Annotated in this window: 21 protein-coding genes and 1 tRNA gene; 6 read left to right on the forward strand and 16 right to left on the reverse strand. The window is 51.0% G+C overall.

The features are described from left to right. Window positions 1-50 precede the first annotated feature (50 nt). The 16 genes from GK091_RS22020 to GK091_RS22095 all read right to left on the reverse strand — a co-directional run bounded on the left by GK091_RS22020 (window position 51) and on the right by GK091_RS22095 (window position 17,026). Entirely contained in the window at window positions 51-1,223 is a 1,173-nt protein-coding gene (locus GK091_RS22020; protein ID WP_164042029.1) for a glycosyltransferase family 4 protein, read from the reverse strand. A gap of 33 nt (window positions 1,224-1,256) precedes the next feature. After that, complete coding sequence (locus GK091_RS22025) at window positions 1,257-2,168, reverse strand: glycosyltransferase family 2 protein (RefSeq protein WP_164042031.1); 912 nt, start codon at window positions 2,166-2,168, stop codon at window positions 1,257-1,259. Between the two features lie 9 nt (window positions 2,169-2,177). Beyond that, window positions 2,178-3,584, reverse strand: coding sequence for a flippase (locus GK091_RS22030; protein WP_246202356.1), 1,407 nt, complete (start codon window positions 3,582-3,584; stop codon window positions 2,178-2,180). 163 nt (window positions 3,585-3,747) lie between these two features. Further along, complete coding sequence (locus tag GK091_RS22035; protein WP_164042033.1) at window positions 3,748-4,092, reverse strand: cupin domain-containing protein; 345 nt, start codon at window positions 4,090-4,092, stop codon at window positions 3,748-3,750. After that, window positions 4,092-5,075 (reverse strand): NAD-dependent epimerase/dehydratase family protein, encoded by a 984-nt coding sequence (locus GK091_RS22040; RefSeq protein ID WP_164042035.1) that lies wholly within the window; start codon window positions 5,073-5,075, stop codon window positions 4,092-4,094. Before GK091_RS22040 ends, GK091_RS22035 begins: the two co-directional genes overlap by 1 nt. A gap of 9 nt (window positions 5,076-5,084) precedes the next feature. Beyond that, window positions 5,085-5,837: a WecB/TagA/CpsF family glycosyltransferase gene (locus GK091_RS22045; RefSeq protein ID WP_164042037.1), complete on the reverse strand. Its 753-nt coding sequence runs from the start codon at window positions 5,835-5,837 to the stop codon at window positions 5,085-5,087. Between the two features lie 31 nt (window positions 5,838-5,868). Further along, window positions 5,869-6,546 (reverse strand): sugar transferase, encoded by a 678-nt coding sequence (locus tag GK091_RS22050; protein WP_164042041.1) that lies wholly within the window; start codon window positions 6,544-6,546, stop codon window positions 5,869-5,871. Window positions 6,547-6,672: 126 nt separating this feature from the next. Further along, window positions 6,673-8,970, reverse strand: a complete 2,298-nt coding sequence (locus tag GK091_RS22055) for a GumC family protein (RefSeq protein WP_164042042.1) — start codon at window positions 8,968-8,970, stop codon at window positions 6,673-6,675. Window positions 8,971-9,009: 39 nt separating this feature from the next. Beyond that, window positions 9,010-9,813 carry a polysaccharide biosynthesis/export family protein gene (locus GK091_RS22060; protein WP_317166337.1) on the reverse strand — a complete coding sequence of 268 codons (804 nt, stop codon included), beginning with the start codon at window positions 9,811-9,813 and terminating at the stop codon, window positions 9,010-9,012. An 812-nt stretch (window positions 9,814-10,625) separates the two neighbouring features. Next, entirely contained in the window at window positions 10,626-12,083 is a 1,458-nt protein-coding gene (locus GK091_RS22065) for a right-handed parallel beta-helix repeat-containing protein (protein ID WP_164042044.1), read from the reverse strand. Window positions 12,084-12,174: 91 nt separating this feature from the next. Beyond that, window positions 12,175-13,071, reverse strand: coding sequence for a glycosyltransferase (locus GK091_RS22070; protein WP_164042046.1), 897 nt, complete (start codon window positions 13,069-13,071; stop codon window positions 12,175-12,177). Window positions 13,072-13,359: 288 nt separating this feature from the next. After that, the gene (locus GK091_RS22075) at window positions 13,360-13,707 is read right to left on the reverse strand and encodes a LytTR family DNA-binding domain-containing protein (protein ID WP_164042048.1); all 348 of its coding nucleotides are present in this window, start codon (window positions 13,705-13,707) and stop codon (window positions 13,360-13,362) included. An 803-nt stretch (window positions 13,708-14,510) separates the two neighbouring features. Next, window positions 14,511-14,584 (reverse strand) — tRNA-Asn (locus tag GK091_RS22080). Between the two features lie 138 nt (window positions 14,585-14,722). After that, window positions 14,723-15,055, reverse strand: coding sequence for a hypothetical protein (locus GK091_RS22085; RefSeq protein WP_164042051.1), 333 nt, complete (start codon window positions 15,053-15,055; stop codon window positions 14,723-14,725). 16 nt (window positions 15,056-15,071) lie between these two features. Continuing rightward, on the reverse strand, window positions 15,072-15,701 hold the full coding sequence (rsmG, locus tag GK091_RS22090) for a 16S rRNA (guanine(527)-N(7))-methyltransferase RsmG (protein ID WP_164042052.1): 630 nt from the start codon (window positions 15,699-15,701) through the stop codon (window positions 15,072-15,074). A gap of 89 nt (window positions 15,702-15,790) precedes the next feature. After that, complete coding sequence (locus GK091_RS22095; protein WP_394351884.1) at window positions 15,791-17,026, reverse strand: glycosyltransferase; 1,236 nt, start codon at window positions 17,024-17,026, stop codon at window positions 15,791-15,793. Window positions 17,027-17,130: 104 nt separating this feature from the next. On the opposite strand from GK091_RS22095, the gene tgt reads away from it, so the two are divergent. The 6 genes from tgt to GK091_RS22125 all read left to right on the forward strand — a co-directional run bounded on the left by tgt (window position 17,131) and on the right by GK091_RS22125 (window position 25,468). Beyond that, window positions 17,131-18,261, forward strand: coding sequence for a tRNA guanosine(34) transglycosylase Tgt (gene tgt, locus GK091_RS22100; RefSeq protein ID WP_164042054.1), 1,131 nt, complete (start codon window positions 17,131-17,133; stop codon window positions 18,259-18,261). A gap of 229 nt (window positions 18,262-18,490) precedes the next feature. Next, window positions 18,491-20,770: an SLBB domain-containing protein gene (locus GK091_RS22105; protein WP_164042057.1), complete on the forward strand. Its 2,280-nt coding sequence runs from the start codon at window positions 18,491-18,493 to the stop codon at window positions 20,768-20,770. Between the two features lie 25 nt (window positions 20,771-20,795). Beyond that, window positions 20,796-21,863: a GNVR domain-containing protein gene (locus GK091_RS22110; protein ID WP_317166338.1), complete on the forward strand. Its 1,068-nt coding sequence runs from the start codon at window positions 20,796-20,798 to the stop codon at window positions 21,861-21,863. Between the two features lie 86 nt (window positions 21,864-21,949). Beyond that, a complete protein-coding gene (locus tag GK091_RS22115; protein WP_164042059.1) occupies window positions 21,950-23,242 on the forward strand; it encodes a nucleotide sugar dehydrogenase in 1,293 nt (430 codons plus the stop codon). Window positions 23,243-23,281: 39 nt separating this feature from the next. Next, a complete protein-coding gene (locus tag GK091_RS22120; protein ID WP_164042062.1) occupies window positions 23,282-24,565 on the forward strand; it encodes a hypothetical protein in 1,284 nt (427 codons plus the stop codon). A 3-nt stretch (window positions 24,566-24,568) separates the two neighbouring features. Further along, on the forward strand, window positions 24,569-25,468 hold the full coding sequence (locus GK091_RS22125) for an alpha-1,2-fucosyltransferase (RefSeq protein WP_164042064.1): 900 nt from the start codon (window positions 24,569-24,571) through the stop codon (window positions 25,466-25,468). The last annotated feature ends 11 nt before the right edge of the window (window positions 25,469-25,479 follow it).

The following is a 25,479-nucleotide window of genomic DNA, read 5'->3' on the forward strand; positions in this document are numbered from 1 at the left end:
TGCGTAGTAGTACTAGTTGTTTGTTGAGTATCGTGTCGATTGAGACAGTCTTACGAATTGATCAGCTGTTCAGGTTCGGGCTTGTAAGCGGGTGCCTGTGGGTTGATCATGGTCTGGTAAAATGCCAGATGCTTATCGATCATAATATCCAGTCGGAATCGGTCGTAGGCATATTCCCATTGATTGCGGGCTAGCTGGCGTCGGGCAGCGGGTTCCTGGTAGCGCATGATCTCGTCGGCCAGATCAGCCGCCGTCGTCAGCACCGACAATAGACCGGCTTTCTGTTCGTCAAACTGCTCGGGAATACCACCGGCGTTCATGGCTAGTACGGGTGTTCCGGCGGCAATAGCTTCCGTAATGGCATAGCCCCACGACTCATTGCGGGCGGTATGTACGTACAGCGAAACCCGTTGCAGAAAATCGGTAACGTTTGGCTGAAAACCCAGGAATGATACGTGGCTTTCCAGTTTCAATTCCTGCACCAGCGCCTGCCACTCATCGCGTTTTGGTCCTTCACCCAATAGCCAGACCTGAAAATTGGTGAATCCCCGGTTACGTAACTCATTAGCCGCTTCGATGAGCAACCGCTGATTTTTGCGTTCTTCGAGGGTGCCGACGTTCATGATGATCATCGAGTCCGTATCCACTTTAGGAGTCACGGGCGGAAAGACGACACCATTGTGAATGACGGTACTGATCGCCTGTTCGGGATGTAATAAAGCCGCCTTCTGCTTCGTGTAATCGGACACGTTAATGAACGCGTCCTGCTGCCGGAACATGTAACGATACCACGACGACAGCCGCCGGTTGGTCCGGTCGCTGAGTGGTGACTGATCGCGGTGTTCAGCGACGGGATCGTCGTTGAAATGGCAGGTCGTTACGACCCGCACTTTTCGGGACAATCCCAACGAAGCCGCAGCCCCGGTGGTGGCATCCTGCGCGTGGACCAGATCGAATGCCTTCGGTCCTTTCAGCCGAACCAGCGCCCATACGCTTACGAAATTTTCAAATTCCAGATAGAGAATCCGGCTGTTTGGGCCAAGCCACTTCGCCAGCCGACGACCCGCGCCCAGCCAGAGTTTGAGCCAGGGTGGCGTATCCGCCGGGGTCAGCAGCTGCACCGAATCGACCCGACCCGTCAGGTTGGCAATCAGGCGATTGTAATGTGCCGTAACGCCCGTTTTGGAGGTTGGTGTCGCCGATGAAACGAGTAAAATTCTCATGCTGATCGAATCGTTGAGCCTTGTGTTAGTTTCTTACGCCTTGTTTAATAACCGGTATAGCTTGACGGTCAGAATATTGCCGGGTTGCTTGCGGAAATTATTCGACAGGCTGTCGAGAGCGGCTTCGCTGTACAGAAGGAAATTGTACATCTTATTCGAGTGCTGACCACCCATCTGACCCATTGTAGCTCTGGCAGACCATTTCAGGAAAACCAGAATGCCGTATTTGTCGCCGTGAATGTTCTGGAACACCCGTCGCTGGTTGCGCACGGCGTAGTACTGCTTCCACGCACCCGGCCAGGGAATGCCGTTGCGGTCGAAGGAAGGGGGATGATAAAAAATCGACTTGGGAACGGTAACGACCGGATAGCCCATTTTCTGGACGCGGGTCATGTATTCAACCTCATCGCCCCAGATGAACAGCTTCTTGTCGGGTAGCCCCACATTTTTGACCACCTCTGCACTGACCAGCGTACCGTTGAAAAAGAAAGCCACGCCGTAAACCAGATCATAGGGAGTCATATCCGCTACTTTACGGTAGCTGCGGTTCGGCCGGTCGACATAAAAAGCTAACTCGCTGCTGTCTTTATTGCTGACCGATACCGAATTCTTGATGCAGGGACCGATATTCGGCGAGGTCATCAGCGCTTCCAGCGCATCGGGAGCGGCCAGACAATCATCGTCCATACACCATAGCCAATCGTAGCCACCCTTGTAGGCAGTGTCGATGCCGGTAGCAAAACCGCCTGCTCCGCCTAAATTGGACTGACTGACGATAGACAGGTCAGTCTGTTGGGCAAGCCACACATCCGTGCCGTCGGTGCTGCCATTGTTAATGACAATAATAGCATCGAGGGGCCGGGTCTGTTGGCGCAGACTGGCAATGCACTTGATTAAATCGGTCAGCCGGTTGTAGGTCACAACTACGGCAGCTACAGTTTCCATACGCTAGTTCTACTTAAATAAGGTGGTTAATCGGGTTTTGCTAAACACAACAGCCTCCCGCAGGTAGGCTCCCTGAATAACCTGAATCCCTTTATGGTACAGATAACTGTACATGGCCAGTGCAATGAATGCTTCGGCAGATACCCAGGCATAGGCCGCTCCGAGGTATCCCATTTCCCGGATGAACAGGATATTGATCAGCAGACCAATCACCGAACCACCCAGGGTAATGAAGAAAAAGGCTTTGTCCATGCGGAGGTTCAGCATGGTATGAAATCCCAGTAAGTTGCTGATTCCGATGGTAATAGGTAATAAGGAAACGACGCGCAGCACCCGGATGGCATCCAGAAACTGATCGCCGTAAAACTTGGCTATGAACAGGGGAGCAATGAGCCACAGCCCTATCGATACCAGCGTCATGAAGGCAAGCAATGGAAAAAATGTCGTTCGAACCACCCGCAGCCCATCTTCCCGACCACGCCCGAAGGCCCCGGCAACAATGGGAAAAAAGGCCTGGTTCAACCCCATCGTAACGAAGGAGCGTGCAATACTTTCCAGCCGTGTGCCCGCCGAAAAAATACCCACATCGTAAGCGTTACTCAATAAGCCCAATAGAAAAACCGCCGATCCAGCGTAAAGGGTAATGGTGACGGAGGAGAAAAACAGCGTGCTGTTTTCTATGAAACGCGTCTTTAGGTTAGCGATCGAGGGCCACGTGAAGGTTAAACGAAAGCGACGCAACGCGATCCAAAAGGCAATGATGCTGACCACGATCTGCGCTACACTCACCGACAGATTCTGGTAGATGTAATCGTCCGGTTTTCTGATCAGGACAAAGACCGACAGCGTGAACAGAATTTTTACGATCAGATTAAAAAGAGCTACCCGTCCCAGATCTTCCATGGCCTGATACAACCAGACCGGAAACAGCACAATGCCGATGCAGCTTAGGTACGTACAGGTGTGCAGCCAGAGGTGCGACCGGAACTCGGGACTGAACCAGGTGATACCCATAAAAATGAGCGTCGATAGCAGCCACAGGATCGTTTTCCCGGCAATAACTTCACTGAATGTCCGGTTAACCAGCTCTTTATCGGTTCGGTTGGCGGCAATCGTTCGGACAGCAGCCATGTCGAAGCCGTAGTTGATCAGCAGGGTAAAGTAAGCCACGTAAGCCTGCGAGAAATTAAGCAGTCCCAGCCGCTCCGGCCCAATGACCCGTACCACATAAGGTACCGTCAGCAGGGGAAGCAGCATATTTGCCATCTGGACGCTAAACAGCGACGCGACATTGATGGCAAACCGCTTGAGCGTGGCTGTTGACAATACCCCATGCCGGCCCTTCGCTGAAGAAACGACTGTTGTTTCCACATCGGGTACGGGTGCATCGGTTCCTGTCATTTCTTTACTGAGCATACTGACTTTGTTACATCATTCTCATCGGACCACCAGACTCAACCTTTCGCAGAGCGAACCGTCTTTTTGGGTGAGGGAAAAACCTCCACTGGTATTATTCCCTCGCCCGCAGGATAATCCGGCTGTGCGGAAGGTTGGGTCTGGTAGTCCCTGAGTTTATCAATCAATTCGTGGCTACGCCAAAATAAACGTACTCCAGTGGGGTGGTGCCGGTTGCTTCCAGGCGATGCGGTACCCCGGCCGGAATCCGGACAAAAACGCCGGACTGTAAGTCAATGGACTGGTCGCCAACGGTATACATGCCTTCGCCTTTGAGAAAAAAGAAACACTCTTCCATAGTCGGGTGCGTATGCAGGTCGCAATAATCGGCGGCTGTAAACACGCCATAGGCAACCTGCGTAACATTCGTTGGGGTGTCGCTATTTCGTAGAAAAACCTGTTTGGCACCCTGGGCATGAGCGGTTAGTTCACGCTCCAGGGTCGACAGGGAAGCTGTAATGCGCTCCATTATGCCTCAGCGGGTTCCAGTTCTTTCTTCTGAACCTGTTCTGAAATCCAGTCGTAGGTTTTCTCAACGCTCTTACGCAATGGTGTCGAAGGAGCCCAGCCCAACTTCTCCTGAATAAGGTGATTGTCGGAATTACGGCCACGAACACCCAGCGGACCCGGAATGTTGTTAATGGTCAGGTTTTTACCAGAAATGTCGATGACCATCTTCGCGAAGTCGTTCAGCGAAATCATTTCTTCTGATCCTAAGTTGACTGGTCCCGAGAAGTCGGAGTTCATCAACCGGCGGATGCCTTCTACGCACTCATCAACGATCAGGAACGAACGGGTTTGTTTGCCATCACCCCAGATGTCGATCGAGCCACCGTCTTCGGCCATTGCTACCTTGCGGCATACGGCAGCAGGTGCTTTTTCGCGACCACCATCCCACGTGCCCTGTGGACCGAAGATGTTGTGGAACCGGGCAATACGGGCTTCGATGCCGTGATTTTTCTGATAAGTTAGGAACAGACGCTCCGAGAACAGTTTCTCCCAACCGTATTCGCTGTCGGGTGCCGCCGGATAGGCCGACTCTTCCGAGCATTTTGGGTTGTTGGGGTCCATCTGGTTGTACTCGGGGTACATACAGGCCGACGAAGAGTAGAAAATCCGCTTCACACCCTGATTCTTGGCTGCTTCGAGGATGTTCAGATTGCACAATACCGAGTTGTGCATGATGGCTGCGTCGTTCGTGCCGGTGAAGACAAACCCTGCACCACCCATGTCAGCGGCTAATTGGTAAATTTCATCCAGATCACTGGTAACGACTTCGTCAGCTACGTTCGGGTCTCTCAGATCACCAACGATAAACTCATCGGCGTTATCATTGCCGTATTCGTTTTCTTTAATGTCTACTGCGCGAACCCAATAGCCTTCGGACTTGAGCCGATTAATCAAGTGGCCTCCAATGAAACCACCGCCACCACAGACGAGTGCTTTTTTCATACGTGTTTGTTATTTAACGGTTGAGAAAATTTCTTTTACATTGAGAAAAATGAAGAGCGGTACGATCTCCAAGTATCGTTTGTACAGGCGCTTAGGCTCGGCCATCAGCCGGAAAAACCATTCCAGCGAGAGCTTCTGCATCCAGCCGGGAGCCTGAGCTACCCGATCGGTATGGAAGTCGAACGCGGCACCGACCGTAACGATGAAGTTGACGTTGGTCCACTGCGCCAGTCGCCGGGCAAAGCGTTCCTGTTTGGGTGTGCTCAGACCGATCCAGACGATATTGGCTCCGGACCGGTTGATCGTGTCGGCCAGTGACCGGAATTCATCATCCGACATTTCCCGAAAGGGCGGGCAAAACGTACCCACTACCTTATAGTTGTCGAACTTGCGACCCACGGCTTTTTTCAGCTCGTTGGCAACGCCTTCCTGACCACCACAGAGAAAATGGTTGATTGGCTTTGAGGCACTGTTCGCGAACACATATCGGAAAAAATCGGGGCCATAGCAGCGGGTCATATTCGAGGCTCCCTTTAGTTTGCCTACCCACACGCCCGGCATGCCATCCGGTAAATTCCAGTAGAATGAATTCAACACTTCTTTGAACGCCGGTTCTTTGAAGGCGGTGACCAGTCCATGCGCGCCGGTTGCACTGATGCACCGATTCTGCGGAGGTAGCGACGAGTCGCACTGCCGAATCACTTCGCTAACGGCTGAATCTAAGCCAGCATCATAGAGGTCGATTTGTAGGACGTTTGCCATAATAGTGAAAGTCGTTGAGGTAAGGGGTTGACTACCAAGCGTTTTTGTTGCCGTTGACAGCCGCCTTTACGGTCCACCAGCAGATTTTTGCGTCTAGCCGGGTTGATTGGTTGCGGATGTAAAGGTGATCGTATCGAACCCGAACCTGCATTTTATGGAGTTCGGCTGTCTCACCCCGCGCGCCCCGTGCCTGAGCCAGACCCGTTATGCCGGGCCGAACCGTATACCGTTCGCGATAGCCGGGTAAGGTGTGCCAGTGCTGCGCATCCAGCGGCAATGGGTGAGGACGTGGCCCAACGACGCTCATATGGCCGACCAATACGTTCAGGAACTGGGGCATTTCGTCGAGATTCGTTTTCCGGAGGAATTTCCCGATGCGGGTCACGCGCATATCATTACGGGTAGCCTGCTCAAACTTGGCGTTGGCCACGTAAGACATAGTGCGGAATTTCAGACATGGAAAGACACGACCGTTCCGCCCGGTTCGGGTCTGTACAAAGAGCGCGGGGCCGGGTGATGACAACTTGATCAGTAGAACAAGTAGAGGTATCAGCCAAATAAGGATGGCGACGGTTACAAAGCTAGCTAACAAGATGTCGAACAGGCGTTTTTTGATCCCATTGACGAGTAGTCTTAGGGTACCATGCCGTGTCCGAACATTGTAGTCTAAATACAGTTGAACCGTTTTGCCGTCGGTAGAAGCCTGCATAGAAATGAAAGTTATAGTCGTTGAGTTAGTATACGTGTGGTGCCTTTTCAGTCTTCTGATAAACAGGGTCACTCATTGTTGGTAGCGACGAGCCAGCTATACGTTAGCCAGCTCGTCGCCGTTGTCTTACTTGTATGAGTAGCTATTCCGGTAGCGCTGATTAAAATGGTAAGCATCACCACTGCCTACTGCATTTAGAATGATGCTCATGTTCTGAAAACGCTGTTCGCGGTAAAGCGTGTCCAGTATTTTCAGACTCTGACGGGGGGTTACACCATGACGAATGACGAACAGTGTACTATCGGCATAGGGAGCTACTACTTGCGCATCCGTGACCACGCCAACCGGTGGCGCATCAATGATGACGAAGCGAAATTGTTCACGCAGTGTCGACAGCAGTACCTTGAGCAGCGGGCCACTCAGCAACTCCGACGGATCGGGTGGGAGAGGACCACTCGGTATGATGAAGTAGTTCGGGTAACCGGGAACGGGTTTCAGGATTTCTTCCAGCGTCGTTTCGCCGTTCAGGTAATTGCTCAGACCAACTGAGTTGTCGATGTCAAATCGCTGATGAAGACGCGGCATCCGCATGTCCATTTCCAGAATAACCGTCGGTTGACGCAACAGGGCCAGACTGGCACCGAGATTCAGGGACAGGAACGACTTGCCTTCACCACTGATGCTGGACGTAAACAGTATAACCTGACTTTCGGTAGAGTCGTGCCGACCAAGCTGGAGGTTCGTACGAATGGTACGAATCTGTTCGGCAATGACCGAGCGATTGTTCGGAGCTACAACCAGTACATCGCGGTGACGCTTGTTCATCACTTCACCCAGAATGGGCACCTGCGTAAGCTCTTCGACATCGCCCCGACGCGTTACCCGCGTGTTCAGCGTCCGTTTCCCGGCAATAGCAGCTGTCGGCAATAACAGCCCAACTAGTCCGAAGAGCGCGTAGATCACAACACCGACCGGTTTAACGGGTCCCAGGCTACTTTTGGCTGCGTCGAGTGTGCGACTGTCCGAAATGGCAGCGGCAAACGAAACAGCCAGTTCTTCGCGCTTGTGAAGCAGGTACGTATACAGGTCGTTCTTGATCGTTTGCTGGCGCGTAATATCCATCAACGTCCGCTCCTGCTTTGGTATCGTGCGGATAACACCTTCTAGTTCCTCGTTTTTAGCCGTATACTGATCCTTTGAACTGGTCAGCTGCGACTTCATCGTCTGGATATTCTGACGGATGTTGTTTCTCGTGGCCTTGATCTGATTCTCGACTCTTACCAAACTTGGATTCTCATCCGATGTCGTCTCCTTCAGCTCGTCACGGGTCAGTTCAAGCTGTGATAACTGATCGATCTGCTTCAGCAAAACCTGATCGTCAAGGCCCACTGTAGCGGGAGTCATACCACGTTTGTCCGATTGGTTATCGAGAAACGTCTGTAGATCATTGAGAGCCGCTAACTGAATTTTTACCTGATTCAACTGCGCGTCGTTCTGTTGCGCTGTCTGCAAAAGCGATTGCGACTGTGTACCCAGATCCGTAATACCCTGTGTCGATTTGTAATCTTCGACATTTCGTTCAACCGAAGCCAGTTCGCCGGAAACCATATGAAGCCGATTCTCAACGAAGCGAAGTGTATTGGCCGCTACTTTGTTCTTATCGACGATAGTCGCCTGATTGTATTCGTTGATCAAACTGTTCAGAATGGCTTCTCCCTTTGCCGGAACAGCATCGTCGAGCGTGAGATGAATCACTGTCGATGTTTTGCTGGTTGGTTCCGCTTTAAGGTTTGCCTGGTACATGCCAACGGCAGAAGCGTGCGACATCGCCTGTGCTATCAACGGCTGTGTCTGCTTGCTCACCGTATCACGGGTCAGTACGCGCAGATCGCCGTAGGGTGTCTTGATCCGCTGATTGAGTGGGTAAGTCCGGTCATTGATGCGAACGGACGAACTATCCGGGAAGGATAAGGCCAGTGGTTTTTCGTATAACGCCGGTGTTCCCGACTCAACCAGTAACCAGACCGGTGATTCGGTATAGATTTCCCGCTTGCCGAACGACGTTTTTCGATAGTACCGCGTATCCAGGTGCAGATTCGTTACTACCCGATCCATGAGCGTAGACGAATGAAGCACTTCAAGCTCATTTTCAACGACTTTCTTCGGCGAGTAGGTTTCCAGTTCTTTGAGCGGGTTGGCTTGTCCACTCCCCCGTTTTTCGTCCTGAAGCAACAGACTCGCCTGGATGCGATAAATAGGCTGTTTGTATAGCAGGAAAACGTAAGCGCCCGCGAGGGATAGCGCGAGAGATAACACGAACCAAGGCCAGTGTCTGAGATAAGGAAGCAGGTACGTCTGCAGACTTGGCCCCGCTGGCTCTACTACCTGATAGGGCACATACGAGTGGGTATTTTTTTGGGACATATGAACTTAGAATAACGTTGAATAATAAGTGGACACTCGTTATCGACGGGTCGCAATGATGGCGATGATCGACAAAACACCGGTTACGATAGGAGCCAGTTGATAGGCCCTGTCTACGCTGGTTACTCGTACTTTCCCCGGTTCGATGTAGACGACATCGTTCGGGTGGAGTGTATAATAAGGCGAACGGAACGCATCACGCCGGGTTAGATCGAGTCGAGCAAAAATGCGTTGACCCCCCTCTTCCCGAATAACCAGCACATTATCACGTCGACCATATATTGTCAGATCTCCCGCCAGTCCCAGTGCTTCCGGCAATGTTATCTGCTCATTAGGAATAGTGAACAGCGACGGGCGCGTCACTTCGCCAAGCACAGAAATTCGGAAGTTCTGATTTCGCACGTTAACGGTCGGCTCTTTCAGATAGGCTTTCAGCTTCGTGCCGATCAGCTCACCCGCTTTTGCCGTTGTCAGGTCGGCCACGGCCACCTGGCCCACTAACGGTAATTTGATCGTTCCGTCCATGGCCACCAGATAGCCCGATGTTCGAGCTAGTGGATTTAATGGTCCGGCTGTTCCACTACCGTCTGCCATAGCCGCCGGATTGAAATAGGTTGACGCTTCTGCATTTAAACTACTCACCTGAACCGACAGCAGATCACCCTTTTTAATGGTTGGTACAAATGGTTCCGGTATCATCAGCGTATCGTCTTTCGTCGTTGTACCCTGAAAATAAACCAGCTTTCTTGCCGACGTACATCCCTCCAGAAAGAGCAGTAAGCTCAGGCCCGCCAGGATACCTCCCCACACAGTTATTTTTAATTTTGCTTTTATTTTTATCACGTTGAGTACAATTAACTTTACTTTGTCTTTTCGAACCAGACCCACTAGTGTAGGGTATCGATCGGACAGGTGTAAGAATGGCAATGGCAACTACTTGAACAGTTCGGCCGATTTGTTACATCGGCTGCTTACTATTTGGTAGTCACTAGTTTCAATGAAAGCTCTCCAGTGTTTTGTGTATCGCTGAAGACCGGCACGATGGACGACCGGAATATTAGGAAGCTAGTTGGACGGTGGACGACAAACGTTATTGATGAATCAGGTATCGCTTGCCGTGTTATCTAATCGAAAGGTAGAAAGGTAGTCGTTGAGGACAAAAAGATCAGAGAGATAGCTACAATGCTTATATTTATAGAGATATCGAATTTTTGTATATATAATTGTTATTTTTGATCTACTTTAGTTGTAGAATTTACCTAAGTAGTAACACTTATATAGAACTAATCGTAGCCTTTTTGTAATGTATCTGCTAAATACCTGATTAGAAATTAACTCGATTATTTGGACCTTTATGACTTTAACGTAATTTGTTGTATAAATAATTATAAACGCTCTGACTGGCGATAACTGGTAAAATTTATAAAAAATAATTGAATAAAATAAAATGAGACTGATCGCCTAAAACTCGTATAAATACTCGATAACGCAGTGACCCCGCTGAGCGGACTAATCAGAGCGAGCCATGTGCGATACGCCGTACCTTAAAGATACAAACCATCGGATACCGCTCGCTCTTCATCGAAACGAAAACCGCCAGTTAGCATTGGCGCTGACTGGCGGTTTGATCGAATTTACTCGCGGAATTTCGTCTATCAGGGAATTGGATTGCCAGCCTCATCATAGTTCATGGAGGCCCGGCAACTAGCTCCCAGTACGGCATCATATGACTTGCCCCCGCTTCCTTTAATTAGTTTATTGTTGGTGAGCACGGTGTTCGTTGCGCCACTGCCATACGCCATAAATGTCGCCTGATTTTCAGTGCTGCTTTTATTGGAAATGGTGTTGTTGGTAAATGTGTTGTTCGGCGTGTTGTCGCAGATTACGGCTTTGTTGGCCGCGCTTTCAATCACGTTCTCGGAGAATGTTCCACCGGCGGTCGAGTGCAAAAGTTCCAGCATACCTGTCATCTTAAACACGTTTTTGCTGAACTGAGTAGCGCCCCCATTGTGCAGCTGCACACCTCCCTGACACACGCCTACGGTAGTATTGCCGGTGATGACCATGCCGCCAACGATCGATCCGTTGCCATCGCCATCATTGGAGCCTTCGAGAAACTTGTCGAATACGCCCTCAAATTTGTTGTTCGTGATCGTTACGTTCTGAGCGGCACCGGCAATCTCGATGCCAAACAGACTACAGTTTTTGATGTAATTATTGTTGACGGTAAGCCCCGATAAAGGTCCTGATAGTGAGAGTCCAAAGTGGCAGTCGTGGAAGTTGTTACCACTGACGGTGATCGTTTTGCCTGCGTAACTATTATAGTTGTCGTGGTTAAAAATTTCGCAGGCCATACGCTTTGCCTGGACGTTGTTATTGCGGACAACGATACCGGAAGCGGTCTTGCCCGCCTGAATTTTTAGCGTCAGCCAATTGGTACTGTCCTTAGCGGCCACATCGGTACTTGTGCAGTTCTGCACCGTGAAATCAGTGACCGAAGGGCCGTCGATATAAATAGTGCCATACCGACCATTCTGCCTTGAGGTTACGTTCCATGACAACCCATCGATCAGAATATGGTCTAGGTGAATATCCGGGTTCGGGTCATTGACGAACGAAATGTACGACTGAGGCAGCGTGATAAGTACCTTACCCGCGTTTGCCTGAATGGTCATATTGCTCCGTAAATGAACTTCGGTCAACTGGGTATATTGCCCATCGGGAATAACCAGATTATCCGTAGCTTTTATCGCCATTTCCAGTTCTGGGCCTATGTCGGTGTCCGATGTACTAACGCCAAACCAGGTTACACTGGCTGGCCCCGAGAACTCCCGTATATACCGGTGGCCATTAAAAGTCACCAGAACAAGGCCGGTATTATCGGGACTGCTGAAGTCTGCCTCACTTAGTCTGAACGTTCCCTCATGACCGGCATCTGTAATGCGAACACTGCTGGGGATCTGATTGGAATTTAGAGAGCGCAGTGAGACGATCGAGAGTGTGTCTTCCCGTTGCACAACCCGATCAGGCTCCGGTTCCGGCGTTTTACAATGAGCCAGTACGGTGATTGCAAGAGCAAATAGACCGAACTGAAGCAGGTGTGAATGCTTCATAACGTTGAGTGTTGAGTAAACAATAGGCTGATAACCAAACTGTTATTTGTAAGTATGCGTACTGTTGAATCGCAATCGCTAACCGGTTTTATTAGCGTATACCGGCCATTGTTTTTAACCGATTATAGATCCGGGTAGGAATGCTGTAGTGCCGTAATGTCTGGCGATGATAATAAGCGGTATTCTCGATTGTATCGGGCCACGTAAACGTGCGCTGAACACCGTCATCGAGCTTGGTTTTGTAGCGATTGTAGATGTCCGTATGGGTAGCGTCTTTACCGAATCCAATATTTTCGACTTTCGAGATGGTAGGGTAAACGGTCAAACCGCCTTCCTTAAATCGGTTGTAGCAGAAGCGGATATCCCAGGCATCGGCCCGGCCCTCCATTTGATCGCGCAGCATACCGACCAAATCTGAACCGCCCTGCATAAACTCTTTCTGCTGCTGCCGATCCTCGCTAAAGGCCGGATAATCCGTCATGTCCCAATCGACAGACTGCCAGCGGTCGGACCAGGTAGCCCATCCCCAGGGACTGTGGCGAGGAATAAAGTAAGCATCTGACTGGTAGCCGGTCGGACGATGAAAGGGCAGCGTATAGCCAGCCACGGAGTAAACACGCCGGTTGTTGGCATATTGCATCAAACCCTGGTTCATGAAATCCAGAAAGTTCGGTGCGGTCACAATGTCATCTTCCACGATGATAGCTGACGGATGTGTCGCTAAAACCTGGGATACCCCCCGAATAATCGAATTGGCGCAACCGATATTCGTCTCGGCATAGTCGCGGTGAATTGTACGGAATCCCGTAAACTCATCGATCAATTGCCGAACCTGCGCAACTTTGGGTTCATCTTCGGGACGCTTAGGCGCGTCGATAAACACGTACAGATCGCTTTGCGATGCTAAGTGGTTTTTCCGAAGAGCCTGGAGTGTGGCGTCGAGTTCGGCGGGGCGCTTGTAGGCGAAAAGAAGCACCGGTGCATTCATAAATCAAAAAGCGTTTAGCGACCGTGATAAGCCGTTGAGTAATAGATAAAGACATGTATAAACATGCCGTCTTGAGCTATCTCAAAGTTACGCACGATGTGCTGGCGGGCCAATTTGCCCTCTTGCAAGCCCTTTCGGCAGGGCTTGGTGAACATAGATACCTAATAGGAAGGGTGTATATATTTTATTTACTAAAATGCAGATGTGTTAACTAAATTAATGGATTGTGATGGGTACAAAAGAGCGGAAGGAGGATTGAAATCTTTATAGAGGGCCTGGGTAGGGCCATTATTTATCGTCAAATGGGGGTTTTTGATTGCCGATTAGGGTGAGTTGAATGGCTGTATTTTCAAGCCGATCCCGAGATACAGGAACTACCGTGTCGTCGATCATACGAACCCAACCCGATCGTCCCCGCTTTTGTTTAAACTCACGAACGTAAATTGGGTTTACGATGGCCGAGCGGTGAACCCGAATAAAATTAAGATGCTGCTCGAACCAGTGAAGAGGCTGTGTCACCAGCGTGAACGTGCCCTTCTGGTAGTGTACGCGGGTATAATTGGCTTCGCCTTCCAGCCACATAATAGTATCAATACGCACGGGGTGCGAATCGCCTATTAAATGAATCGTGTCCATCTGAACGTATTGTGGAGTAGATTGTAGATACGATAAATGATCATGTTTAGATTTAATGATGGCAATGGTGTGGTAGGTAACACGGTCTAACGAATAAGCTAGTCAGTAAGACAAATAACTGGAATGCTGACCAGGTAAAACTATCAAAAACTGCATTATTTCCCTAACTGGTATCGAGTTGTTTACCAACTCGTTGTCTGTAAGTTCATGATCCGCTTTTGCCGGTTAAGGCATAGGTCACAGACGCTTAGCTGAATCGATGTGAGTTATAGCCGCTGTATGGGTAGAAATCGGATATATACCTGAAGTCGCTGAGTGAAGAGGCTAGATAAATGTCAACTAATTAGAAAGTAAAAAAACAGGTGAGCCCGTGGCAACTCAACGCTTGTGATTTAATGAGAATGGGTTGCAGCAAGCATCCAATCTTGAGAGGAAAGCATCCATCAACCAAGAGAATGTCTTATAGAATACTGCTTGTAGCGGATCAACGGTCTTGACAATAGGAGACAATCGTGCAGTATCAGGTAGAATGAAGCTTTATACAGTATAGGTGTAGATGGTCCTGAACACCGTCACGTAGTTGGAAGAGATTCACTACTATGTAAAGAGAAAACAGTACTCCTCTATTGGGTTTTGTAACGATAAAGGTGGCTATGAGCTAAGAAGCCAATTCATCAAGCATTGCACAGGTATGAAACCATTTATAAATGGCTATTTGAAATAATTCGTCAATCCAGGTCAGAATAAATTTATGATGTGTGCAGCATAAAAAAGCCCCAAAACAGACGTTTTGAGGCTTTTTGCTCCCGAAGCTGGGCTCGAACCAGCGACCCTCTGATTAACAGTCAGATGCTCTAACCGACTGAGCTATTCGGGAATCGTGGTGCAAAAGTAGCGCAGAGAATGACACCACGCAAGTAGTTTTTGTAAAAAAATGCGGCTAGATACTGATAAAATTTTTGGCTGCTGCTCAACCCTGTGATAGTCAGCCTAAAGTCTGATTCAAAAAAAATGGTTATCGCGTTGAATAACCACCTTGGGTGGGGCCGCCAAAAGCATCAGGGCGATGATTGGGTACATTTTGCAAGATCAAGTCTTTGATTCGACGGGCATCACCCTTCGTGAAGTTATTGATGACAATCTCTGGACGGGCACGCGGAATGACCCGCACCGTGGAGAAAAACAAGCCATTATCAATCTCAACCCCCGAAATATCGGAGTAGAAAACAAAGTTGTCGGTGCCGCCTATCAACTTCCGAACCCGAAACGTCACCCCCTTGTCGCTGAATTCAACTTCGTCGCGGTTGATGGGGTCTTTAAAACTGCTGCTGTGAAATTTTTCTGCCATGATAGCTGAACCCCGGTTATTTTTTAGGGACGTATATTACTTTTTTTGTTTCGAAAAAGGGTTCATCAAAGTAGTCAGACAAATCGTAAACCCGATAACGATCAGGTACTTCGGCCAATTCTTCGGACAGATCACCCCCTTTAAGATAGAGAACACCATTGGGCCGGTCGTTGTTGCCTGATTTGTGGATTTTATAGCGAACCCAGCCCAAAAACGGCTTTAACCGGGTTACAGCCCGACTCACAATAAAATCGTAGGAGGTGTTGAGCTGTTCAACGCGCGCCTGTTCGGCCTTTACGTTAGTGAGGCCAAGCGCATCGGCGATTTCCTGTACCACTTTAATCTTTTTGCCGATGCTGTCTACCAGATGAAAGTCTGCAAGGGGGTACAGAATAGCCAGCGGAATACCCGGAAAACCGCCCCCCGTTCCAACATCCAGAACTTCCGTTCCCGGTTTGAATTGCACAATCTTGGCAATGCTCAGTGAGTGTAAAATGTGCTTCTCGTAGAGGGCATCAATATCCTGTCTGGAAATTACGTTGATTTTAGCGTTCCAATCACGATAGAGGCCATCTAGAGCGGCAAAGCGTTCCTTCTGCTGTTCGGTTAAACCGGGGAAGTATTTTAATAAAATATCAATGTTCATTCTGTTGGTGGTCTGGAGCTGCGTTCGTGTATACGTTGCTGACTAGTCAGCGAGTAATCATAACGGACAATGTAGCTGTTCGGACTGCTTTATCGCCAATAAATTCGTTTTTTGCGTCGGGTGACGAGCGTTTTTGCCCCTGCGATACCATAATATACCGCCAGTGTCAGGTCCATCACGGGCATAAGTGCCCAGTGGACGGTATGACCCAGACGATAGCTGATCCGTCCGACAATTCCCCAGAAGGCCAGTATCCGGCCAGCAAAAGCACCGGTCGCGATCCGCAAAAGTAGCCGTTCATTCTCTGAGAGTGGGTGGTGACCAAGTGCATACCCTAGAAGCGTACCCCCAACGACCAGCCCCAGAACCCAGCTAAGCACATAGGAGCCGATCAGCAAGCCAAGTTGAGCCTTATGGCCGGGTTTGTAATAATTACCTACGTTTAGATGCCGCTCTTTCTGGCGTCGCCAGTCGGCCCATGTCTCTTTCGGATTCGACCACGTAAAGGTGTCCGGATTGAGGCAAATGGCTGTGTTTCGGCCCGTTGCTACTTCATTGACGAACAAATCATCGTCGCCCCCAACCACGTTTTTATGGGTATAAAAGCCTCGATTCTCGAAGAATAGCTGCGTTCTGTAGGCTAGATTGCGCCCCACACCCATGTATGGTCGACCCGCTAAAGCCAGTGAGAAGTACTGCACCGCCGTGAAAAGTGTTTCCGCACGAATGAGCAGATTCAAGAGGCCCGGTCGCTGGAAATAAGGCGAAAAACCCAACACGATTTTTTTGTCCGCCGAAACCAGTGGGGCAACCATACCCGCTAACCAGTCGGCTGAGGCCGGGCGACAGTCCGCGTCGGTTAAGAGAACAATGGGATGTATTGCCTGTTTGAGTGCAATCGTCAAGGCATATTTTTTCGGTGTAATATGTTCGTACTCCTTGTCGATTCGTATAAAACGAACTTGGCTCAGCTCCTTGCTTGCCTGTTCCAGAAACGCCGTCGTGCCATCGGTAGAGCGGTCGTCCATCACCAGAATGTCAAACGCTGGATAGTGCTGGTCATTAAGCAGGGGAAGTAGCTCGGTTAGGTTTTCCAGTTCGTTGCGCGCACAAACGATAATGGTGACACCCTGCTGGTCGGCTGATGCGGCCACCCGGCCTTCTGCGGGGACGTTGCCGTTTTCAAATGCTGTTCGGGAAAAAACGAAAAGAATGTAAATAAGCTGAATGCTGACCATCACTAGCCAGGTTATCAGCAACGCCGTGATCACAAAGAAAGGGGAGATGTACTCGTTAAGTGAATGGTTCTCTGACTGAAAGCGCAAAGATAAGGGAAAAGGGGAGAATGGGAGAGATTGAAAAAGAACGACTTGCGCCTGTCTCATCCATTTCTTTGCCCACCTCCCTCGCTTCCTCGTATCTTTGTGGTATGACGTTTTCCATTACTGCCCACGATCCGCAGTCGAAAGCCCGCACGGGTACACTTACGACCGATCACGGGCCAATTCAGACACCAATTTTTATGCCCGTCGGAACGGCTGGTACGGTGAAGGCCGTCCATCAGCGCGAACTCGAAACGGACATCAATGCCGAAATTATTCTGGGCAATACCTACCACCTATACCTGCGACCCGGTCTGGACGTGTTGGGTCAGGCAGGTGGACTACACGCGTTCAACGGCTGGCGTCGGCCTATTTTGACTGATTCTGGCGGCTATCAGGTCTACTCACTCTCGAACACGCGGAAGATCAAGGAAGAAGGGGTTACGTTTAAATCGCACATCGACGGGTCGAATCACCGTTTCACGCCCGAAGGGGTTATGGACATTCAGCGGACAATCGGGGCCGATATCATTATGGCGTTCGATGAATGTACACCATACCCCTGCGAGTACGAATACGCCCGGAAGTCGATGGAGATGACCCACCGCTGGCTCGATCGGTGTATTGGCCGTTTCGACGAAACCGAAGGCCATTACGGCTACCAGCAAACGTTGTTCCCCATCGTTCAGGGAAGTACGTATCCGGATCTGCGACGGCAATCGGCCGAGTTCATTGCCTCAAAAGAGCGCGAAGGCAATGCCATTGGCGGTCTGGCAGTGGGTGAACCAGCCGAAGAAATGTATTCGACGATCGAGCTGGTCAACAGCATCCTGCCCGTCGACAAGCCGCGCTACCTGATGGGTGTTGGCACACCCGCCAATATTCTGGAAGCCATTTCGCTGGGTGTCGATATGTTCGATTGCGTGATGCCGACACGGAATGCCCGCCATGGGCTGCTGTTCACTACGGAGGGTATCATGAATATGAAGAACGAACGATGGAGCCGCGATTTTAGTCCCATCGATCCCGGACTAGGGGGATACGCCAGTACATTTTACACCAAGGCGTACCTGCGCCACCTATTCAAGGCCGACGAGCTGTTGAGTGGACAAATTGCCAGTTTGCATAACCTGACGTTCTACCTGTGGCTCGTCCGACAGGCGCGCGCCCACATTGCGGCTGGTGATTTCGTGGCGTGGAAGAACGGGATAATCCCCAAATTAATGCAGCGCTTATAGGTCAGGGATACGTTGCTTTGCTTCATTTTTGGAAAAAGTCTCCGTTTGTTCGCCGAAACGGAGACTTTTTTATGCAAAATTCGTCTGTGTCTATGTTGCGGTTTTGGGCGGTAACTCTGTAGCTGAAAACCGCAGCTTCGATACAATACACTGTCTTTAATTAACTGTGGTGTTACTCATCCGCCTGACGGCTCTGCGTTTTTACGGTGTCTTACTCCTATTGGGTCTTATGGCAATACTCCGCGCATCAGGCCAATCGGTAGATAAGCTGACGAATGAACAAATGCAGCGATTTGTCCAGCAGGCACAACGTAGCGGTATGTCAGATGCGCAACTTGAACAACTGGCGCTGAAGCAGGGCTTTACCCAATCCGATATCACCCGGATGCGTCAGCGAATTAATGAACGGGCGGAAGGACCACCGAAGCCAATGACGGGTAGCAACGAGACTGGCAGGATAGACAGGACTGAAGTACGTGAGCCGGCAGTACTACCCGTATCACCGCCGACCCGTAGTGCATCTGCTGTTTTTGGCGCATCCCTCTTTTCGACGACAAACCTTACCTTCGAACCGAACCTGCGGATGCCAACGCCCCGTAACTACCAGCTCGGGCCCGACGATGAACTGATAATCGACGTGTATGGCAATGCACAACAAACCTACCGGCCTAAAGTAAGCCCCGAAGGAAGCATCCGTATCGAAAATCTGGGACCTGTTCACGTGAGCGGATTGACGATTGAGCAGGCTGAACAGCGCATCGTTGGTCGGCTTCGAACGCTGTATCGGGGGTTGAATCTGGCGGGAAGCGGCCTGAATGCCCAGGTTACGCTTGGGAATATTCGTAGCATCAATGTAACGCTGCTGGGGCAAGTCGTCCGGCCCGGTACCTACACAGTATCGTCGCTGGCGTCGGTATTCAATGCGCTCTATGCATCGGGTGGGCCGTCGCCCGAACGCGGTTCGTTTCGGTCCATTCGGGTATACCGGAGCAACCGACTTGTGCGAACGCTTGATGTATACGACTTTCTGCTGCGGGCCGACCAGAAAGACAATATTCGGTTGTTCGATCAGGATATTGTGTTCGTGGATCAGTACAGCACGCGCGTCGAGCTGGCGGGCGAAGTGAAGCAACCCGGCTTGTACGAAATCAAACCGGGTGAAACGCTCCAAACCCTGCTGAATTTTGCCGGGGGCTACACCGACCGCGCTTACACCGCGTCCATCAACGTGCTGCGCAATACGTCGACCGAGCAACAGTTACGTACGGTTTCAGCCCAGGAAGTAACCAACTTTATCCCTAAACCGGGCGATCGATACACGGTTGGCGTTATTCTGAACCGAATCGAAAACAACGTGACAATTGGAGGTGCCGTGTTTCGGCCCGGTGATTTTTCGCTGGAAAAGAACCCGACGCTGAAACAGCTTATTCGCAGTGCTGAAGGACTTCGGGAGGACGCGTTTCTGAACCGCGCGACCATCCGGCGTCTTCGTCCGAATCTCGATCCGGCGCTTATTTCGGTCGATATTGGTAAAGTCGTACGGGCCGAGATTGCGGACATACCGCTTCATCGCGAAGATATCGTAACCATTCACACGATCAGCGAGCTTCGGCAAAATCGTACCGTTTCGATTAAGGGTGAAGTTAATAAGGCGGGCACGTTTGCGTTTGCCGATAGTATGACGGTTGCCAATCTGATTGTACTGGCGGGTGGCTTTTCGGAAGGGGCCATCGCTTCCCGGATGGAGATTGCCCGACGGGTCGGAACCGATACCACCGACTTACCCAACGGACAGACGATTCGTCTGATCGCCGTTGACATTGATCCCAATCTCCGCTTGAATCCTGCCGATGCCCGACTCACGTTACAGCCTTTCGATGAGGTATTTGTGCGTCGTTCGCCCCATTACGAAGACCAGAAAGGAGCTATTGTACGCGGAGACGTGTTCTACCCCGGTTCGTACGCCATTCGTACCACGACGGATCGGGTAGCGGACCTGATCGCTCGGGCTGGTGGCCTCAAACCCGATGCCTATTTGCCAGCAGCCCGGTTCACGCGCAAGGGGGAAGTCGTGTCAATCGATATGCGTAAAATTCTCGATAATCCGGCGGATCCGGGCAATCTTCTGCTCGACGATGGGGATTCACTGACCATTCCGCGCCGGGTTGAACTGGTTCGAATTCGCGGTGAGGTGCTGAATCCGATAACCGTAGAGTACAACCCGGCTAACTCATTTCGCGATTACATCGCCGAAGCGGGTAACTTCACCAAAAAGGCTATCCGTCGAAAAACCTACGTCATTGCTACCAATGGCAAAATCAGACCGACTAAATCCGTATTGGGTATTCATCGGTTTCCGACACCGGAGCGGGGCATGACAATCATCGTTCCGGCGGAGTCGCCAAAGGAATCCGGCAAGACATCGCCCGCCGAACGCACTGCCATGTTGAGTGTTATCGCTTCCGCTGCCGCCGTTGTATTGACCGCGTTACGCCTTTTTTCAAACTAAGCGACTAACCCGACCAAATCGTACCGTGAAGCAGGATTTACCACGTATGCCCCCAACCGATCTGTCAGCCAAGTCCCTGATCAGGCTTGCCTGGCAGGGCCGAATGCGGCTGGGACTGGTCGTAATCCTGTTTACTCTGCTGGGTATTGTCGTTGCGTTACTGACGACGCCGGAGTTTGTCTCCGAAGCCCGAATTATGCCGGAAATGAACAGCGGTGACGGTGGCGTGTTTAAACGACTGGCATCCGTCGCCGGATTTTCGGGATTCGATCTGTCCGATGCGGAGGAGGTTGATGCCGTCCGTCCGGATCTGTACCCGAACGTGCTGCAAAGTACACCCTTCGTCCTCTACTTACTCGATCAGGCTGTAGCGCAGACGAATGGCCAGATGACTACAATCGCGGCTTTATTATGGCCTGCCGACAACTGGTCGCTGGGGGATTGGTTCAGCGCCGAAAAAACGGGCGATACCAAGCCGGTCGATCAACAAATTGATCAGCCGCTGAACCTAAGCCGTCGACAGGAGAAGCTGATCGAAGATGTGGGTAAACGAGTCCATGCCAAGCTGGACACCCGTTCGGGGGTGATCACGATTACGGCCAGGATGCCCGATGCCCGTGTTGCCGCTACAGCTGCTCAGTTGGCGATGAACTACCTGACGCAGTACGTGACGAGTTATCGAACCGAAAAAGCCCGGCAGGATTTACGGTTTTACACCCGGCAATTGAACGAAGCCCGGAAGCGGTATCAACTGGCGCAGTATGGTGTATTTCGGTATGATGATGAGCACAAAAATTTTGTCGTGCAGGCCGCTACCATGGAAAAGCAGCGCAGAGAAGCCGAGTTGATGATTGCACAGACGGTTTACACCGAACTGTCGCGGCAGTTTGAGCAGGCAAAGCTCAAGGTGCAGGAACGGACGCCCGTTTTCAAAGTGCTCGAACCCGCTAAAATTCCCCGCGTGCGGATATCGCCGAAGCGGACGCTGATGGTGCTGGTGTATGCAATGGTGGGTTTGGGCGTTGGTATGACGTATCTGGTTCTCCGACGCGCTAACCCGATCGGCTGGTTACGGGCGCTGGTAGCGGAGTGAAACCTATACTCTGACCGGTGTTGATCGATACGATCATACGCTTATTAAATGAACCGTTGATTTGAATGTCATAACGTACTACGCCTTTGTTCAACGCATTGAAGGAGAAAGAGAAGCAAATTGCCGTGATCGGTCTGGGCTACGTCGGCCTGCCACTTGCGCTTGAATTTGCCAGACAGTTTCGGGTGATTGGCTTCGACACCAACGCGGATCGAGTGGCGATGATGCAGCGAGCCGAAGATCCGTCGCGCCAATTACCACCTGACGCGTTTGCCCAGGCCAACATCCTATTCACGGCTGATCCGGAGGTATTAAAACAGGCCCATTTTTTTGTCGTGGCCGTGCCGACACCCGTTGACGAATACAAAGTTCCTGATCTGAAACCGCTCCAGCGTGCTTCGGAGGCCATTGGCCGCGCTCTAAAACCCGGTGATTACGTGGTTTATGAATCGACGGTTTATCCGGGATGCACGGAAGACGATTGCATTCCGACGCTCGAACACCAGTCGGGCCTGACACTGGGAAGCGATTTTAAAGTAGGCTATTCACCTGAACGCATCAATCCCGGCGATAAACAGCGTACATTATCGACCATTCTTAAAATCGTATCGGGCAACGACGCGGAAGCATTGCGGGAAATTTCCGCTGTTTACGGAGCCATCATTCGGGCGGGTGTCTACGAGGCTCCGACGATCAAAGTCGCCGAAGCGGCTAAAGTGATTGAAAATGTACAGCGTGACCTGAACATATCGCTGATGAACGAGCTGTCGATCATTTTCGATAAAATGGGCGTCGATACGCACGAGGTCCTGAAAGCGGCTGGTACTAAATGGAATTTCCTGCCCTTCACGCCCGGACTGGTGGGCGGCCATTGCATCGGTATCGATCCTTACTATCTGCTTTACAAAGCGCGTCAGTTGGGCTATGACCCGCAGGTTATTAACTCTGGCCGACGAATCAACGACGGTATGCCGGCCTATATCGCTACCAAACTCGCCCAATTGTTCCTCCAGCGAGATAAGAATCCCCGGCAGACGAAAGTGCTCGTGATGGGACTCACGTTTAAGGAAAATGTGTCGGATATCCGCAACTCAAAAGTGGCCGATCTGGTGCGTGAACTGATGAAATACGCCATCAATGTACACCTGATCGACCCCCATGCCTCCCCGAACGAAGTGGCGCAGGAGTATCGAATGACGTTGATGGACACGCCCTCGACTAACTACGATGCCATTATTGTGGCCGTCGGCCACGATGAATATAAGGGGCTAGACGTGCCTTATTTTAAATCGTTGATGAACGGTGTGCCGATCCTGCTGGACCTGAAGGGATTGTATAGCGTAACGGCGGCTGATGGTATCGATTACTGGCGATTATGAAACCGTACATAGTCCGCGAGTTACGAACAAAAACGAAGCATGATGAAGTGGTTCAGTAGCATCCTTTTGAGCGTTCTAGTACTGATCGGGTTGCGGGAATACCCAGTGGCCGCTACGGTATTAGCCAGCTCCATCTTGTGCGGCTACTGCGCGTGGACACTAGCCGAACCGATGGCCAAGTTGGTTTTTATCTATCCGCTGTTTTGTTTCTGGCTATCCCAACAGTTCACTGTTTACGACTTTTTTGAGATCGGTGATGGCCCCGCTTATTTCGCCGTGATGGACGATATCCTGCCTCGCCTGACTACCTATGACTATCGGGGTTTGTTAGCACTCATGGCCCTAGCCGGACCCAAATACCTTAACCTGGGATTCCTGCCTACCGCCTTTCTGCCAAACCTGTTTTTCGATGCGCCCGGTTCGGTTGTTTATCAGCTCACGCAGGTCTACACGCACGTGGCGTTGGTGGGATTGCTGCTGTCGTTAACGGTCAAGTGGGATGTGATTGGTGAGCGGTACCGATGCCCCATTTTCCTGTTCATGCTCGTGTCACCGGGTTATCTGGCTTTAGTGTCGTATCCAACCCGTCATCACGTCACAGCCTTTGCCATTTTTCTGCTGTTCATCAGCGTTGAAGCCTGTCTCCAGAAACAAACCGTTAGTCGGCTGTTGGCCTTGTTCGTCGCCGTTGGCCTGATCTTCTTTTGCAAAGCCGGGCTACTGCCGTTTTTCGTACTTTACCTGATTGTTCGCCTTCACAACCCTGAACGCAGGCTCGTAAACGTGCTTCTGGGTGGTGTGCTGATCGGCGCTATGATATATACCTACCAATACGTTCGGCAATTATACGATGCCCGGTTTGCTACCGAAACGATCGGTGTATTCAAAGATGCCTCACTAGGGCCGTTGATGCCGATCTACAAATACGTTATGGCCATTGTGTCGCCGTTTCCGTACTATAAGTATAGCGTTGTCGTCAACACGATTGCCTACGGGGGAAACTGGTTGCTACTGCTGTTGTTCGTTCCGGCGGGGATGACTGGTTTGTGGCTATTTCTCCGAGTGCTGCTCAACCCTCTAAAACTCTGGCGGCATGACGAGGACACGAAACGACTGTTTGCGTATGGCGGTATCATGTCGCTATCCATTCTGGGCGGTTCGACCGGCTTTCTGATGTACATCCTGGTTTTCATGCCCTTTTTCGCACCCCTCTTCCGGATCAGCGACTACAACGTGCAGCCCGTGACTGTGCTGGCGGCCTTGCTGCTGCTCAATGTGGTTGTGCTAGTGCTGAATGGTGAAAATCTATTCGATTACCTATAGCCTATGATTATTGTCAGACTAGCCGGGGGATTGGGCAATCAACTGTTTCAGTACGCATTCGGGCGAGCATTGGCCCACCGGCATAATGTGCCGCTTAAGCTTGATCTGCATGTGCTGGAAGGGCGCAACTATGACCAGACGATGACCGCGCGAGCCTATGCACTCGATCTATTCGGGCTGCCGGTTCCGTTCGCAACACCCGCCGAGGTCGCTCCGTATGTGCCGTTTGTGACGAAACCGTCGACGTTTTTACCGGCACAGTATGGGCACCGATTGCTCCGGAAAGTCAGCCGGTCGCTGAATCCGCGCTATGTCGTAGAAAAGGACGCTGCCCGTTTCGATGCGGGCGTATTGCTGACCGCGCCCTCTCATTGCTACGTGGCTGGCTATTGGCAATCCGAACGCTATTTCTTACCCATACAGCAGGAGTTACGATCTGAGCTACGCGTTGTCACACCGCTGACCGGACCGGCTATCGCACTCGCTGAGCATATAAACACCGTAGAGGCTGTCTGTGTCCACGTTCGGCGAACCGATTTTCTGACCGATGTCCACCAAACGACACTAACGCCCGCCCAAATCCGGCAGGGTGTACAGGTGTTGATTCGGCGGGGTGTGAAGCCGGTTTTGTTCGTTTTCTCCGACGATATAGACTGGTGCCGACGACAGGTTCGTGTGAATGATGCGCCGGTGCATTACGTATCCGAGGAAGCGGTCGGTGGCAACGTTGGCGTTCACTTTCAGCTGATGATGGGCTGCCGCCATTTCATTAATTCGGTCAGTACGTTTAGCTGGTGGGCCGCCTGGCTCTCGAAGCATCCGACGCAACTGGTTTTTCACCCGCCACATCGACGATCCAGCGACTGGGCCGCTCAACACTGGATTACTCTTACCGACGCCTGAAACGACTCGCT

This window comes from Spirosoma agri (assembly GCF_010747415.1).
Taxonomy (GTDB): Bacteria; Bacteroidota; Bacteroidia; order Cytophagales; family Spirosomataceae; genus Spirosoma; species Spirosoma agri.